The 16,153-nt window shown below is 66.8% G+C and carries 14 protein-coding genes and 1 pseudogene; 6 read left to right on the forward strand and 9 right to left on the reverse strand.

Translation table 11 applies throughout. The annotated features are described in order from the left end of the window. From KTR9_RS24520 to KTR9_RS24560, 9 genes are all read right to left on the reverse strand, one after another. A complete protein-coding gene (locus KTR9_RS24520; RefSeq protein WP_044507429.1) occupies positions 1–771 on the reverse strand; it encodes an ABC transporter ATP-binding protein in 771 nt (256 codons plus the stop codon). Beyond that, on the reverse strand, positions 768–1,625 hold the full coding sequence (locus KTR9_RS24525) for an ABC transporter permease (RefSeq protein WP_014928632.1): 858 nt from the start codon (positions 1,623–1,625) through the stop codon (positions 768–770). The genes KTR9_RS24520 and KTR9_RS24525 overlap by 4 nt, the downstream gene beginning before the upstream one ends. Further along, on the reverse strand, positions 1,622–3,061 hold the full coding sequence (locus KTR9_RS24530) for an ABC transporter substrate-binding protein (protein ID WP_044507431.1): 1,440 nt from the start codon (positions 3,059–3,061) through the stop codon (positions 1,622–1,624). The genes KTR9_RS24525 and KTR9_RS24530 overlap by 4 nt, the downstream gene beginning before the upstream one ends. Before the next feature lie 108 nt (positions 3,062–3,169). Further along, positions 3,170–3,397 (reverse strand): 4Fe-4S dicluster domain-containing protein, encoded by a 228-nt coding sequence (locus tag KTR9_RS24535; RefSeq protein ID WP_010843879.1) that lies wholly within the window; start codon positions 3,395–3,397, stop codon positions 3,170–3,172. Beyond that, the gene (locus KTR9_RS24540) at positions 3,394–4,086 is read right to left on the reverse strand and encodes a GntR family transcriptional regulator (protein ID WP_014928634.1); all 693 of its coding nucleotides are present in this window, start codon (positions 4,084–4,086) and stop codon (positions 3,394–3,396) included. The genes KTR9_RS24535 and KTR9_RS24540 overlap by 4 nt, the downstream gene beginning before the upstream one ends. A gap of 297 nt (positions 4,087–4,383) precedes the next feature. Continuing rightward, positions 4,384–5,301, reverse strand: a complete 918-nt coding sequence (locus KTR9_RS24545) for a helix-turn-helix transcriptional regulator (protein WP_014928635.1) — start codon at positions 5,299–5,301, stop codon at positions 4,384–4,386. After that, on the reverse strand, positions 5,298–6,263 hold the full coding sequence (locus KTR9_RS24550; RefSeq protein ID WP_014928636.1) for a helix-turn-helix domain-containing protein: 966 nt from the start codon (positions 6,261–6,263) through the stop codon (positions 5,298–5,300). The genes KTR9_RS24545 and KTR9_RS24550 overlap by 4 nt, the downstream gene beginning before the upstream one ends. 124 nt (positions 6,264–6,387) lie before the next feature. Further along, complete coding sequence (locus KTR9_RS24555; RefSeq protein WP_014928637.1) at positions 6,388–6,942, reverse strand: zinc-binding dehydrogenase; 555 nt, start codon at positions 6,940–6,942, stop codon at positions 6,388–6,390. A gap of 78 nt (positions 6,943–7,020) precedes the next feature. Next, positions 7,021–7,851 carry an alpha/beta fold hydrolase gene (locus KTR9_RS24560; RefSeq protein WP_014928638.1) on the reverse strand — a complete coding sequence of 277 codons (831 nt, stop codon included), beginning with the start codon at positions 7,849–7,851 and terminating at the stop codon, positions 7,021–7,023. 170 nt (positions 7,852–8,021) lie between these two features. On the opposite strand from KTR9_RS24560, the gene ilvD reads away from it, so the two are divergent. The 6 genes and pseudogenes from ilvD (at position 8,022) to KTR9_RS24585 (ending at position 16,131) form a co-directional block, all read left to right on the forward strand. Next, entirely contained in the window at positions 8,022–9,737 is a 1,716-nt protein-coding gene (gene ilvD, locus KTR9_RS24565; RefSeq protein WP_010843873.1) for a dihydroxy-acid dehydratase, read from the forward strand. Positions 9,738–10,118: 381 nt separating this feature from the next. Further along, positions 10,119–10,997, forward strand: a complete 879-nt coding sequence (locus KTR9_RS24570) for an alpha/beta fold hydrolase (protein WP_014928640.1) — start codon at positions 10,119–10,121, stop codon at positions 10,995–10,997. A gap of 79 nt (positions 10,998–11,076) precedes the next feature. Further along, positions 11,077–11,493 (forward strand): annotated as a pseudogene (locus KTR9_RS28315) (alcohol dehydrogenase catalytic domain-containing protein); the annotation flags it as partial. Next, complete coding sequence (locus tag KTR9_RS27130; protein ID WP_044507439.1) at positions 11,494–12,093, forward strand: zinc-binding dehydrogenase; 600 nt, start codon at positions 11,494–11,496, stop codon at positions 12,091–12,093. A 136-nt stretch (positions 12,094–12,229) separates the two neighbouring features. Next, a complete protein-coding gene (locus KTR9_RS24580; RefSeq protein ID WP_083889008.1) occupies positions 12,230–14,437 on the forward strand; it encodes a molybdopterin-containing oxidoreductase family protein in 2,208 nt (735 codons plus the stop codon). Then, the gene (locus tag KTR9_RS24585) at positions 14,434–16,131 is read left to right on the forward strand and encodes an FAD-dependent oxidoreductase (protein ID WP_014928643.1); all 1,698 of its coding nucleotides are present in this window, start codon (positions 14,434–14,436) and stop codon (positions 16,129–16,131) included. Before KTR9_RS24580 ends, KTR9_RS24585 begins: the two co-directional genes overlap by 4 nt. Positions 16,132–16,153 lie beyond the last annotated feature (22 nt).

Here is a 16,153-nt window from a genome sequence, read left to right on the forward strand (position 1 = left end):
TCACTTCTCCAATGCGTCGAGGATGGTGCGGCGTAACCGCAGTGTCACGTCGTCGCCCCGCCGCCGCGGGTCGCGTGGGTGCGGGATGTCGACGAGAGCGCGGACAGCTTCGCCTGCGCGGCCGAGCACGACCACCCGGTCACCCAGGAGCAGCGCTTCGTCCACGTCGTGGGTCACGAACACGACGGTCGAGGGGTGACCGGACAGGGTGTGCAGCAGCAGTTCCTGCATGGAGGTCCGTGTCTGCGCGTCGAGAGCGCCGAAGGGCTCGTCCATCAGAACCGCTCTCGGCGACCCGGCGAGTCCGCGGGCGAGCTGCACGCGCTGACGCATCCCGCCGGACAACGACTTCGGCAGGTGGTCGCCGAAGCCGTCCAGGCCGATCTCGGCGATCCACTGCTCGGCCTGCTCCCGGCGCTGCTGCCGCGGAACTCCGCGTAACGTCAACGCCAGCATGATGTTCCCTCGAACGGTCCGCCAGGGATGCAGGGCGTCGTCCTGGAACACCATGGCCCGATCCCGCGACGTGGTCGAAACCGGATCGCCGTCGGCCAGGATGCGTCCACCCCGAACCGGTAGCAGGCCCGCGATCGCACGCAGGAGCGTGGACTTTCCGCACCCTGACGGCCCGGTCAGGACGACGATCTCGCCGGCGCCCACGACGAGGTCGAGGCACTCGATCACCGTCGACTCGCCGTACCCGATGCGGATGTCGGCGAGGTCGAGCCGCATCGCGCTGGCCGAGTCCCGTCGCGTCGTCGCAGTGCTCATCGTTGCTCCTGCCCTCGCGGCAGCCAGCGGGTGACCCGCCGGCCGAACAGCTCGATCAGACCGGACGTCAGGGCGCCGAGCACCCCGATGGTCAGCATCCCGACGAACACCTGCGGGTAGTCGACCACTGTGTACGCCTGCCAGGTGCGGTATCCGACGCCGAACCGGCCCGAGATCATCTCGGCGGAGATGAGGCAGATCCAGGCGACGCCGACGCCGACGGACAGTCCGCTGAACACGCCCGGGGCGATGCCGGGCAGGATCACCCGGATCACCACGTCTCGACGCGTGCCGCCCATCGTCCGGACCGAGTCCTCCCAGATCGTGGGCAGCGCCCGGACGGCATGCCGGGTCGCGACGAGGATGGGGAAGAACGCCGCTGCGAAGGTGATGAAGACCATGCCGGCCTCGTCGGTCGGCAACACCAGTATCGCGACCGGAACCAGCGCGATCGCCGGGATCGGGCGGAGAACCTCGGTGAGTGTGCCCGCCGTGAGTCTGGCCGCCCTGGAGCGTCCGAGAGCGACGCCCACCGGGATGCCGACGAGCACCGCCAGCGCGAATCCCGTACCGATCCTGATCAGTGACTGCCCGAGATCCAGGTAGTACTGGCCGGTGCCGAGAGCGCCCCAGAACGCGTGGGCGACATCGGTGAGTGAGGGAATGGTGTCGAACCTGGCCCACAGGACCACATCGTGGGTCGTCAGCAGCTGCCAGAGAACCCCGGCCGTCACCAGGACCAGTAGTCGTACTCCCCACTGCCAGAGTCGATTCGATCCGTCCCGGGACCGTGCTGTCGCCTCGTCGGAAACCACGTCGTCGGCGGGAAGCCGGGCGACCGTCGCGGTGGTCATGACGCGACCTGGGCGAGTGCCTGCTCATAGGTCACGTCGACGGCACCGGGATGCGTCGCCCGATACTGCCGCGCGCTGTCCAGGGTGGTGAACGCGACGTACCGGTTGCCCTCCCGCAGCCAGACCGCCTTGTCGGCGAACCAGCGGGTCCCCAGCTGCGGGTCGGAGATGTAGGCGGCCCTGAGTTCCTGCCCTTGTCGCCGAGCCCGATCGACCGCACGCAGCAAGCAGGTCGGGTCGGCGGCGGGCTGGGTCCGCTCCTGCCCGCGCAGCCAGATCTCACCGGCGGTGGCCGGGTCGACCTCCACCTCGCAGACCGGGTCGTCGCCACGGATGACGGAGGCGTTGCCGGTGCGATTCACCGCTTCCGAGTAGTCCGCGCCGGCCGCGGAGAAGGTCTCCTGCAACGGCCCGGGTTCGACGAAGGTGTCCAGGTCGATCTCGTGGGGGAAGCTGCCGATCGATTTCAGGTAGGGAACATCGTTTCGCAGTGCCTCGACGAGGTTCGGCTTGATACCGGGGTTGAAATCCGTTCCGCCCGGGCCGTTGTACAGGTAGACGACCTCGGCCGGCAGCCCACTGTTCTCCGCGACGAGCTGGGCCGCGGCGAGCGGGTCGCGGGTCAGGGACTCGGTCGAATCGAGCTGCGCCCGCAGGAATGCCGCGACCACATCGGGATTCTCCCGCGCGTAGGCAGATCTCGCGACCACTCCGTGCAGCGTCGGGACACCGAGCTGAGCACCGTCGTAGAGCAAGCGGGCCTTGTCCTGGAAGACCAGCAGACCGGGCCAGGCCACGAACTGGGCGACGGCATCCACCTTGCCCGACTCCAGCGCCGACGCCCCGACCTGTGGTTGCTGGTTCTGCACCTGCACGCCGGTCGTGGGGTCGATTCCCGCACGGTCGAGAGCCTGCACGAGAGTCCCGTGACCCGCCGATCCGACGCTGGCCGAGATCGACTTCCCGCGCAGATCGGCGATCGTCGTGGCCGGCGAATTCGGCGGCACCACAACCATGTTCAACGAACCCCGCGCGCTGGACCCCGTGACCGACAACATCTCGGTTCGGGTCGCCTCCTCGGCACCGGCCCGGGACCCGTTGATCAGCAACGGATAATCACCCATCGATCCGATGTCGATCTTGCCCGCGACCATCCCGGTCGTGATCGGCGCGCCGGTGTCGTAGTCCTGCCACTCGACCGTGTACTTCTGGCCGGTCCGCTCGGTGACCTCGGCGAGTCGCTTCTCGAACTGGCCCTCCGCGCGGAGGAGGGTGCCCGCCGTCACGGTGTTGATCGTCTTCGACTGGTAGCCGACGACGACCCGGACCGCGTCGGAATCACCGGTGTCCTCCAGCGAACAGGCCGCACTGCCAAGAGCAACAGCGAGGGTGACGGTGATCGCCGCCAATTGTCGGGATCGGAGACGTGTTCTCATCGGGTGTCCTTCGGACTGGGACCGGGGATGGAGGAAGTGCGGGACAGATGACGGCATGGGCCATTGCCGCCGGTTGCGTTGTGGCGCCGGCGGTGTGGGCGGGAGAACTCAGCGGAGGAGGTAGGGCATGTTGACGGTGACCGCACCCGTCGGGCACCGGACCGCACACGGGCCGCAGTACCAGCACTCGTCGACATGCATGAAGGCCTTGCCCGATTCCGGGTTGATGGCCAGCGAGTCCAGTGGACAGACCTCGACGCAGAGGGTGCAACCCTCGATGCACAGGGATTCGTCGATGGTGACCGGTACGTCGACCCGGTTGTTGACCTGGCTCATGATCCGGCCACCTCACGCCGGGCGGTGCTCCGCAGGCAGACACGGTCGCTACGCATCCGGATGTACTCGAGGTCGACGGGCCGGCTCTCGTGAGCGAGGTGGGTCAGTCGTTCGAGGAGCAGAAGCGAAGTCCCCGAACCGATCTCCAGGTGTGCGGCCGAATGCGGATCGGCGTCGACCGCCTCGACCGTCATCGTCGCGTGTCCGAGCGGTCCGCCGGAGATCTGCTCGAGCAGCGTGAACACGTCGTTGTTCTCGAGGTCGTGCTCGAGCAGCGGGATCCCGAGGTCCGGCACGAGGTAGGTGATGTCCAGGCTGATCGGCTCGTCGTCGAGGTAGCGGAGCCGTTCGATGTAGACGACCTGCGCATCGTCGAGTTGCAACCGCCTCGCCACCGCGCGCGGGGCGTCGACGAGGGTGGCGATCTTGACCGTGTTGCGTACCTCGCCGTGCATGCGGAACGTCTCCTTCAATCCCTGCAGCGCATCGAGCCCGTGGTCGAGCTTTCGGGCCACCACATGGGTGCCGACCCGGGGCGCGCGCTCGATCAGTCGCTCCTCGGTGAGGATCGCGAGCGCATCCCGGATGGTGTTGCGGGAGACGTTGAAGTCGGCGATGAGTGCGCGTTCGTCCAGCGAGTCGGCGAGGTCGCCGTCGTGGATCTGGCGCCGGAGGACATCGGCGACCATACGGGCGTTGTCCGCCCGAAGCCGTCCGGCTGCTGTGGTCCTGAGCTGCATGGATGGACGATAACGCGATCACGTCGACTCTGGGATCAGTGTCGTCGACGCTGCTCGCGGCCCCACCGCAATGCGCCACCGGTGATGCGCGCTGACCTGCGAGCCGCGCTCGGGCGCGGGGCATTGCGCCACCCTCGCCGCCCGCGGCCGCTTTAGAATCACTCCGCACGCAATGTGGCGCCGGCCACCTCCGACGCGGCGCCGGATGGGTGGCCGGGCAGCCCGGGGTCGAAAGGCACCGCAGATTCAGGACACCGCGTTGTCGCGGCGCCACTGCGACGGCGAGATCCCGTACGCGGCCCGGAATCGCTTGGCGAAATGGGTAGCGTCGCTGAAGCCGTGGGCTCGGGCGACCGCCGGGATGGTCAGGTGTCGACGGACCACGAGTGCGTCCCGGGCGCGGTCCAGTCGCCGGCGGATGATGTAGTCGTTCAGCCGGCCCTCTGCAGAAGGCCACTCGGAGTACAGCTTCCGGGTCGACACGTGGTGGGCGGCTGCGATTGTGTCCGCGCACAGCCCGGGGTCGGTGAGATGAGCATCGATGTGGTTCTTCACCGAGATGACCAGCTCCGACGGTCGCGACTGGTCACCGGCGTCGAGCGCCGTGAGGATCAGGGACCTGACCACGGCACTGGTCGGCGCGGCAAGATCCGGGAGCAACTCGGGACGGTCCGCTGCCAGGCGCCCCAGATGCAGGACGTGATCACGGACGAAGCCGAGCAACGGGTTGGCGTCGCGCAGACGATCGAGACCGAGCCGGACTGTCTCGGGAGCAAGTCCCAGCCATCCCTGCGGCACCTGCAACGCCACGATCGAACCCGGGCCGTGAGCACGGAAATCGAAGGGCGACAACACATCGACGACGGCGAGTCCGCGTGGACTCGCCTCCTCGCCGGGGCCGCGACGAAGCGTCCAGGCATCGCCTCCGGGCACCGCGACGACGAGTGCCACTTCGGCTCGGCCACGACGGGATCGGTTGCGGGACAGAGTGATCCCTTGATGATCGGCAACTGTCAACCACATGCCCTCACCCATCGGCCAGTGCGTGGCCATCGGCACGTCCGGGTGACGTTCGGGTGCGACCACCGCCTCGACGCCCCTGACGTCGCGCCACGGCCCGCATCGGGAACCCTCCGGACCGGCCTGCGCCTGACCGGTGATCATGGGCTGTTCTCCGGCGCCAGCGAAATCACCCGCCATGCTCTCGGTGTCATGCCGTACATCTCACGGAACCGGCGGCCGAGGAAGGACGGGTTGGTCACCCCCCACCGGCGTCCGATGAGCGCAACCGATTGATGTCGGGTCTCCGGTCGGGCGAGGTCGTCGCGAATACCCTCCAGGCGGCACGCGATGATCCACTGTTCGAGTCCGAAACCCGCGTCCGCGCAGAGCCGGAACAGCTTTCGGACCGAGATCCCGTGCGCGTCGGCGATCATCCCGGCCGAGAGCTGAGGATCGCCGAGATGCCGCCGCACGTAACCACGGATACGTGGCAGGAGAACGGCTGCCATCGCGTGGCGCGCGTAGTCCGGGTCGTAGGCCGACGCCAGCAACGCTCGGGCGATGTCGATCGTGGACGACCCGATGGCCTCTGCCGCAATCGGATTAGTTGCCAGCACATCACCGTTGTTCGCCATCGCCCCGATCCGGTCGGTCATCAGCGAACAGAGCGGACTCGACGTCAGCCGGCCGGCCGCGCCGCGGATCACCTCGTGAGGGAGATCGAGTTGTTCGAGCGGGATGTACAGGGCCTGCGATGAGCCCCTTCCCGGCCAGTAATAGTCGTAGGGGGTGTTCAGGTCGCACAGCATCATGTCACCGGCCTGCAGTAACTGCTGACTTCCGTATTGATCGAATCCACCGACGCTGCGCTCCTGGACCGCCAGCGCCAGCACCTCCGACGGGCCGCTGCGGATCTGCGCCGGACTGCGCGACAGCCGGAGTCCGGTGAGGTACGAACGAAAGATACTGGTGTCGCCATATGGGATGCGCTCCAACGTCGCGTCCGTACGAAGAGGGTCGTCGAACTCCACCGAGGTCGGCCAGATCTGGTCGAGAAACGCCGAGTAGGTCGCCTCACGCCGGTCCTTCTCCGTCACTTCGTGCGAGGCGAAGACGATGGCCATGCCCGGACCCCCTCAGCTCCGAATGTTCGCCGTGCGACGACGGGTGATCGAACACGAAGAATACCGGCGAACACGGCGCGACGGCGGGGTTGCCGCCGGTCACGGCACAATTACGCCTCACCTGTCAGGGAGTCACGATGACCTTGCCGGCGATCCTGCCGGCGGCGGCCTCTCGGTGAAGTTCTGGCAGCTCTGCCAGCCGTATCCGCCTGGCGACTTCGACGCCGAGTGCGCCGGCGCCGACGAGGTCGACAAGTTCGGCCAGACGTTGCCGGTTGGGCTGGACGAAGACGGTCGCCGCCCGAACACCTCGGGACGTGTCATCGGGAGTGGCCATGAACGCCGTGGTGCTGACGACCACCCCTCCGTCTCGAACAGCAGTCACATAGACCGCGAACTGCTCGGGAGCGATCGGGGCAAGGTTCAGCAACACGTCGACCTGGCCATCGAGTGCGTCCAGCACATCAGTCGCCGAGTGGTCGATGCTCTGGTCGGCTCCGGCGGCACGGACGGCGTCGATGCTGCGCGGGCTCGCGGTGGCAACGACGTGCACACCGGATCGTTTCGCCGGCTGTATCGCATACTTCCCGACAACCCCGCCGGCGCCGACGATGAGCACTCGCTGCCCCTTCTCCAGTTGGCTCTCGTCGAAGAGTGCCTCCCAGGCCGTCAGGGCCACAGACGGTAAGGCCGCGGCGTCAACCCGCTCTGTCGGAGCGGGTTGACGCCAGGACGATCACACCGACGGTCAGTCCGGCTACGTCGCGTCGACCGCTCGGAGGACGATCCGCGAGACGGCGTCGGGTCGCGAGACCAGCGAGGCGTGGGATGCGTTGACCTCGGAGGTGCGACCGGGCGCGGCCCGTCCGGCCATGAATCGCTGCAGCGCCGGGGGGATCACCCGATCCTGCTGGGAGACCAGGTACCAGCTGGGCACCCGCGACCACGACGGCGGTCCCGACGGTTCAAGGTTGGCGCGGAGAGCCGCCGACTTCTGGTGCGCGAACATGTCGGCGGCGACCGCGGGCGTCACGTCCTGGGCGAAGATGTCCCGGAAGTACGGGCGTGCGATGTAGCCGTCGACGTTGCGTCCGGCCAGTCCGGTGGGGTCGTTCTCGACGACCTTGAGTTGCAGAGCGGGGGGCAACAACCGGCTGCCCGGGTAGGTGATCGGGTTCAGCAGCCCTTGGACGAACTCGCCGGTGGTGGGTGCGAAGGCGGCGATGTAGACATTGGCGCGGACGTCGGGGTCCTGGGTGTTGGTGATGACGAAGCCGCCGTAGGAGTGTCCGACGAGCACGATGGGCCCGTCGATCGTCGCGAGCTTCTTCTCGAGTTGCGCGGAGTCGTACGCCGGAGACCGGAGGGGGTTGTCGAAGGTCTGCACCGCGAGTCCGCGGCCGCGCAGGTCCTGCGCGACGTCACGCCAGCCCGACGAATCCGCGAACGCCCCGTGCACCAGGACCACTGTCGGTGCGGTCGGCTGGGCCTCGGCCGGAACCACCGACAGGCCGGCGGCCGTGGCCACCAATGTCGAGACGAGCAGTGCCCGTCCGGCCAGTTTTCGAAGCGCGGTCCTGGGGTTCATGTCGGCGGCCTTTCCACGAGTCAACGGGGGTCGAGGTGGACCTTAACCACTCCCGCTGCCACGCATCTGGTCACGAGCGCACGGTTCTGTGCTGACCGCGCACGGCCCGATCTCGCGGCGCCGGTACCGACTCCGACCGCGTCCCGACGATCACCACTACTCTTGCCCTCATGACCAAGCGAACCGAACCGGACGCCGAGATCGACATCAAGCCGCGTAGTCGCGACGTCACGGACGGCTTGGAGAAGACCGCGGCCCGCGGCATGCTCCGCGCGGTGGGGATGGGTGACGACGACTGGGTGAAACCGCAGATCGGGGTCGGGTCGTCGTGGAATGAGATCACCCCGTGCAACCTGTCGCTCGATCGGCTGGCCAAGGCCGTGAAGGAAGGCGTGCACGAAGGCGGTGGATATCCGCTCGAGTTCGGCACCATCTCGGTTTCCGACGGCATCTCGATGGGCCACGAGGGCATGCACTTCTCGCTGGTCTCCCGCGAGGTGATCGCCGACAGCGTGGAAACCGTGATGAGCGCCGAACGACTCGACGGCTCGGTCCTGCTGGCCGGGTGCGACAAGTCCTTGCCCGGAATGCTCATGGCCGCGGCGCGCCTCGACCTCGCGTCGGTGTTCCTCTACGCCGGTTCCACACTGCCCGGTTACGCGACGCTGTCCGACGGCACAGAGCGCCAGGTCACCATCATCGACGCCTTCGAGGCGGTCGGCGCGTGCGCCCGCGGACTGATGAGCCGCGAGGACGTGGACACCATCGAACGCGCCATCTGCCCGGGTGAGGGTGCGTGCGGCGGCATGTACACCGCCAACACGATGGCCAGCGCCGCCGAGGCCCTCGGCATGTCCCTGCCCGGCAGTGCCGCGCCCCCGGCCCCGGACAAACGCCGCGACCAGTTCGCCCGGCGCAGCGGTGTGGCCGTCGTCGAGATGCTGCGCCGCGGGATCACCGCGCGCGACATCATGACGCGCGAGGCCTTCGAGAACGCGATCGCGGTGGTGATGGCGTTCGGCGGCTCGACCAACGCGGTGCTCCACCTTCTCGCCATCGCCAACGAGGCCGAGGTCGAACTGTCCCTCGACGACTTCATCCGCGTGGGCAGCCGCGTCCCGCACCTCGCCGACGTCAAACCCTTCGGCCGGCACGTGATGACCGACGTCGATCGCATCGGCGGTGTGCCGGTGGTGATGAAGGCGCTCCTCGACGCGGGGCTCCTGCACGGCGACTGCCTGACGGTGACCGGATCGACGGTGGCCGAGAACCTGGCGCACATCGCGCCGCCGGATCCGGACGGTCAGGTCCTGCGCGCCACGAAGTCGCCCATCCATCCCACCGGCGGCATCACGATCCTCAAGGGTTCGCTGGCTCCCGAAGGCGCCGTGGTGAAGTCCGCAGGCTTCGACTCCGATGTCTTCGAGGGAACGGCACGGGTATTCGATCGGGAACGCGCCGCGATGGACGCGTTGGAAGATGGCACGATCACCGCCGGGGACGTCGTGGTCATCCGGTACGAAGGGCCCAAGGGCGGACCGGGGATGCGCGAGATGCTCGCGATCACCGGCGCCATCAAGGGCGCGGGCCTCGGCAAGGACGTGCTGCTGATGACCGACGGACGGTTCTCGGGCGGCACCACCGGCCTGTGCGTGGGTCACGTCGCACCGGAAGCGGTCGACGGTGGACCGATCGCGCTGGTCCGCGACGGCGACCGCATCCGACTCGACGTCGGCCGCGGACTCCTCGACCTCCTGGTCGACGACGACGAACTCGCATCACGTGCACAGGAATTCACTCCCCTACCGCCGCGCTACACCCGCGGGGTGCTGGCCAAGTACTCCAAGCTCGTCACCTCCGCGTCGCAGGGGGCCGTCTGCCGCTGAGACGGCACTTGCGGTACCGCCGGTACGTCGGTTGACCACGAACGCAGGCGCGGTACTGCGACCTCTCGCGCGCGGAGCACTGGGTACGCACGGCCCGAGTCCCCATCGAGCGTTCATGGCGTCGCATCGGGACGACGACAAGGTGCCGGGCGCCTGACCGTACGCGTATCCGGAGGCGCCTCATCCCGGGATGAGGCGCCTCCGGTCGCCGTCGTACGCCCGCTCGGTCCGGTGTCCACCAAGGCGCGGGCGTGACGGCGCCGTAGTCGAACTCACGCCGTCCCCACCTACCCGGACGACCCATGCCGCCATTCCTTGACATTTGTCTGGACAGTTGTCTAGTTTGACGTAGGTCACACTTAGCGGGTCTGGAGGAGCATCATGTCCGACGATCACGAGCCTTTCTCTCACGAGATTCGTGTCGGCACTCTGCTGTTCCGCGCGACTCGCAACTCGACGGCGCAGCGTGGATCAGAGCAGACCCCCGTGGTGTTGCTGCATGGGTTTCCCCAGTCGCAGGCTTCGTGGGATGGCATCATGCGCGACCTCGACGAGGTCGGCATACCTGCGCTGTCGTTCGACCAACGCGGCTACTCGCCTGGAGCGCGCCCCCCGGGTATCGAGGCGTACCGCATCGAACACCTTGTCTCCGACGTCGTCGATGTGTGTCGGCTGTCCGGGTATGACCGCGTGCAACTCGTAGGCCACGACTGGGGTGCAACGGTCGCATGGGAAGTCGCCGCACGGCATCCCGAGCTCGTGGAGTCGTTGATCGCTCTGTCGGTACCGCACCCGGCCGCATTCGCATGGGCGGCCGCGCACGACCGCGAGCAGATCGAGCGGTCATGGTACGTGGACTTCTTGAAGAACGACCCATCTGCAGTGCCAGCCCTGGCTGGTGACGACGGAGCCGGACTTCGCGCCGGCTACGGCGAGGTCATCGATGAGCCCATGGTGCAACGCCATCTACAGGTACTCCTGCAGCCAGGCGCTCTCGACGCCGCCATCAACTGGTACCGGGCCGCCACCGAGAACCCTCTGACGGGTTCGATCTCGGTGCCGACGACGTTGCTGTGGGGTGACGCCGACGAGGCGGTCGCGCGGGCGGGTGTGGAGCGGTCGGCCGAGTTCGTCGCAGGCGACTACCGCCTCGTCGAACTGGCGGGGGTATCCCACTGGATACCGGAGCACACGCCCGGACGGGTGGTAGAGGAGATCCTGAGGCGGCGGGCTCGGGTCCTACCGAGAATCGCATCCTGAGTAGGCCCCGGGCCGGAGCAGAGGCGGCAAATGCAGCACAGGAACGACCGACCATGCCCACGTCATCAAGTCCCACAGCATGATTCGGCACAATAGGCGACGACCAGCGCCCAGGACGGTTCGACCACAACAGGAGCGTGAGCGCGTGAAAGCCCTACAGAACGTCGGTTCGGGTCGAGTGGCGCTTGTGGATGCCGAGGAACCCTCTCTCGCTCCCGGAGAGGTGGCGGTCAGCGTCCGCGCTGCAGGCGTCTGCGGATCCGATCTGCACGGTGTGGGGGACGAACTATATCCGTCCCCGCTCATCATCGGCCATGAGTTCGCAGGCGTGACCGAGGACGGCAGGCGCGTAGCGGTGAATCCCCAATTGCCCTGCGGCAATTGTGAGTGCTGCTCAGCCGGACGGCCACACCTGTGCGGGCACAACACCATCATCGGAATCTCTCGCGCGGGAGGAATCGCTGAGCGAGTTGCTGTTCCGGAGGGGCGCCTGGTCATGCTGCCCGACCACGCGTCATGGACGGCGGCCGCGATGTCGGAGGTGACTGCGACTGCACTGCACGCCATCAACCGCGCCGGCGATGTAGCGGGCATGACGGTGGGCATCATCGGTGGCGGCCCGATCGGCATCGCCGCAGCCCTCTGCGCACAGCGCGCCGGCGCGGGCATCGTCGTGATCTCCGAGGTCTCGGCCAGTCGACGAGCGGTGCTCGAATCATTGGGAATCGCCTCGGTGGTCAATGCACTCGAGCCCAACAGTGTCGATGTATGCATCGATGCGGCCGGAGAACAGGCCACGCAGGCCATGTCGATCGCCGCATTGCGCCCCGGTGGCCGGGCGGTATGGGTGGGAATTCACGGCGACAACGTCGTGATCCCGTTTGGTTCCTACAGCATCGTTGTGGGTGAACGAGACGTGATCGGGTCGTTCGCCTACGATGACGACGAATTCGCCACTGCCGTAGAACTTTCGGCGGATTGGAACTGGAGCTGGGTGACATCTGTACCGCTCGAGGAAGCGGCTGCCACTTTCACCGCGCTGAAACAGGGCGCCACCGACTTCGTCAAAGTCCACTTCGTGTCAGGTGTGCGGTGATGTGCGACACGGCTACGACGTCGGACACCGCCGTATCAAGCCCGAGCTTGCCGGCACGCGCTGCGTGGGGCTTGGGAGCCAGGCCACCTTCGGGGCGAACAATATCTATGTCGCAACTGGATTGAGGATCGTTGTCATGATTGATTCGCACCATCAGCCCGCCGACGAGGCTCCGGCGTCTGGTCGGCAGAACACAACGCAGAAGAAGACTTTCTGCTGCATCTGCGAAGCGTCCTGCGGGTTGATCGCAACAGTTCACAACGACCGGGTCATCTCACTGGCTCCCGACCCCGACCATCCGTCCTCCCAAGGCTTCGCCTGTTCGAAGGGCGTGCAGTTTCACGAGGTCGTCGCCGACCCCGATCGGGTCGTGCATCCCATGCAGCGCATGCCCGACGGATCGTTCGTCCCGCGGACGTGGGACCAGGCGCTCGACGACATAGGAGCCCGATTGCGCGCAATTCGTCGCAGCCACGGGGCGCAGTCGATCGGCGTTTCCTATGGCAACCCGGTGGCGTGGAACTTCAACGGCAGCACGGCCATTGCGGGCTTCGCCGAAGTGCTCGGCACCAAACATCGATTCTCGTCCGCCTCGGTCGACGTCAACAACTACTTCGCCGCAGCCGACATGCTCTATGGCAGCACGATGGTCAACCCGCTACCCGACTACGCCCACACCGACTTCGTGTTGCTGGTCGGCACCAATCCTGTCGTATCGAAGGGCAGCCTGGTCACCACCGGACGCATCCGAGACACTCTGGTGGACATCCCTCGTCGGGGTGGACGCGTCATCGTTCTGGACCCGCGGCGCACCGAAACCGCTCGATTGTTCGAGCACGTGCCCATCCGGCCGAATGCTGATCCCTGGCTGCTCGGCGCGATGCTACGGGTGCTCTTCGACGAGGACCTCGTCGATGAGGCAGCGATAGCTCGACAGACCGTCGGCATCGACGGGTTGCGTACCCTGGCCCAGTCCTTCGACCTCGGCCGGGCCGCGCGTGAATCCGGTGTGCCGGTTGCGATCATCGAGTCGCTCGCACGAGACCTGGCCGCCGCCCGACGCGCCAGCGTGCACGGTCGGTGCGGCGCGTCGCTGGGGCAGTTCTCGACGCTGACCAAGTTCCTGCTCGATGCGCTCGCGATCGTCACCGGCAATCTCGACCGGCGTGGCGGGATGGTGTTCGGCGATCCGATGGTCGACCTCGACGGCATCGGCGCCAAAAGCGGTGCCTTCGGACGCAATCGGTGGCACACCCGCGTGCATGGCATCGGTGAGGTCAACGGCACCGCGCCACTGGCATGTCTGGCAGACGAGATCACCACGCCGGGCGAGGGAAGGCTGCGCGCTCTGATCGGGTTGTCGAGCAACATCGTGACGAGTTCCCCGGGCTCTGCCCGTACCGCTGCCGCGTTGGATCAGCTGGACTTGATGGTGTGGTTGGACCCGTACGTCACCGAGACCAGCCGCCATGCGCACTGGATCCTGCCGCCGGCGCTCTGGCTGGAACGCGAGGGAATGCCGATCTTCACCCAGGGCCAGTCGCTGATACCGAATGCGCAGTGGGTCGGGCCGGTCGTCGCACCCCGCGGAGAGGCTCGCAGCGATGCGTGGATCGTCGACCAGATTGCTCGCCGTCTCGGCATCCTGGCGTTGGCAGTGCCCGGCGGTCAGCTGCTGGCAAAGCTCGGCCTGCGCATTCAGCCACACACCGTCATCGATCTCACGATGCGAATCGGCAAGTACGGCGACTGGTTCGGACTCCGACCGAAGGGGCTGAGCCGCAAGAAGCTGATGGCCGTTCAGGGCGCGGTGAAGCTGGCCGACGACTGCGCCGTGGGCGTACTCGACAAGAAGATATTCCACCCCGATCACCGAGTGCACCTGGACCAGCCCGACATGAAGACAGAGACCGAAAGGCTGGTGGCTTCGACCGATGATGCGCGGTACCCGTTGCGATTGTTCAGCGTTCGCACGCTGCGGTCACACAACACCTGGCTGCACAACGTGCCCAGGCTGATGACGGGTGGTGAGCGTGATTGCCACGCGATCATGTCTCGCTCCGATGCGGCGGCGGCTGGAGTGTACGACCGCGATTCGCTGACCATCAGCTCGCAGTGGGGTGAGATCAGGGTACCGGTGGTCGTCAGCGATGAGGTCATGGACGGGACGGTCGGCCTCACCCACGGATTCGGCCACTCCGGCGGATGGCGACGAGCGGTCGCTGCCGGCGGCGCGAACTACAACATGCTGACTCCCGACGATCCGCGGTTCATCGATCAGCCATCGGGGAATGCGTTCCTCAACGGGATCCCCGTCCGGGTCGAGAATGCGAGCGTCCGATGACGTATGTGATCACCCAGAGCTGCTGCAACGACGCCAGCTGTGTGCAGGCGTGCCCGGTCGGGTGCATCCATCCCACACCGTCGGAACCGGGGTATCTCACCACCGAGATGCTGTACATCGATCCCGGCGCATGCATCGACTGCGCAGCGTGCGTCGATGCCTGCCCGGTGAATGCCGTGTACGCCGAAGACGAACTGCCCGTTGATCTTCGCGCCTACGCCGCCATCAATGCCGAGTACTACCAGTCACATGCGGTCGACCATCGACCCGTGCCGATACCCGACCTACGGTCCTTGCCGGAGTCGGAGGAGCCACTACGCGTGGCCATTGTCGGTGCTGGACCGAGCGGCTTCTATGCCGCGGCCGAACTGCTCGACCACGGCGCGGGCCGCGTCAAGGTCTCCATGTTCGAACGCCTGCCGGTGCCCTTCGGACTGGTCCGGCACGGTGTGGCTCCCGACCATCAACACACCAAAGAGGTCTCACAGTTGTTCCGACGAGTGGCAGCGCACCGCGACTTCGCCACTTTCTACAACGTCGAGATCGGCACGCATGTGACCCACGGTGAACTCAGCGACCACCATCACGCCGTCGTGTACACCAACGGAGCCGCGCACTCTCGCCGACTCGGGATTCCCGGTGAGGATCTGCCCGGGAGCAGTTCGGCGACGGACTTCGTCGCTTGGTACAACGGGCACCCCGACTACGCCGACACCGCTTTCGACCTCTCCGGCCATCGGGCGGTCATCGTGGGCAACGGCAACGTCGCACTGGACGTGGCCCGGATTCTGCTGATGGATCGAGAAACATTGGCCAGAACCGACATCGCCGACCACGCGCTCCGATCGTTGGAGATGAGCAATATTCGCGAGGTCGTCCTGCTCGGACGGCGCGACCACGCCCATGCCGCATTCACCACGCCCGAGCTGTTGGGCCTCGCTGCGCTCGAGGACATCGACATCGTGCTCGATGACCACGATCTGCAGGGCGCATCGCAGGCCACGGACTCCACGGTGCGGGCGAAGGCGCAGGCACTCACCGACGTGGTGCTTGCACAGGCAGGTCGGTCCCGCTCGTCGGGCAAACGCATCGTCTTGCGATTCCTGGCGTCCCCGGTGGCGATCGTGGGAACCGAGCGAGTCGAGTCGGTGACCGTGGCCCGCAATCGCATGATCGCCGACGACCACGGCAGCATGATCGCCGAACAGACCGCGGAGGTCGGGACCATCGAAACGGGCCTGGTCTTGCGGTCCATCGGCTACCGCGGTCGTGCGGTCGCCGATCTGCCTTTCGACGACCGCTCGGGGACGCTACCCAACGAGGAAGGGCGGGTGATCGACCCGACCACCGGCACCCGGCTCAAGGGCACCTACGCAGCCGGTTGGATCAAACGCGGGCCCTCCGGAGTCATCGGCACCAATCGTGCCGACGCCTTGGACACAGTCGACGCTCTCCTCGACGACTACCGCCGAGGTCTTCTGGTGGCGCCGGCGACCACCGACTCAGATCTCGCCGACCTCATCCGGGCGCGTCGACCCCAGAACGTCGATCGCTTGCAATGGCAACGCATCGACGACCACGAAACGTCGGCGGGCCACGCGCAGAACCGGCCCCGTGTCAAGCTCACCGACACACATGACATGCTGCTGGCCGCGCGGAATCAGACCGGCGACGGCCAGGATGGTCAGCTGTGATCATCGCGTCGCCCGCGACGCC

Origin of the sequence: Gordonia sp. KTR9, assembly GCF_000143885.2 — a bacterium.
Lineage (GTDB): Bacteria > Actinomycetota > Actinomycetes > Mycobacteriales > Mycobacteriaceae > Gordonia.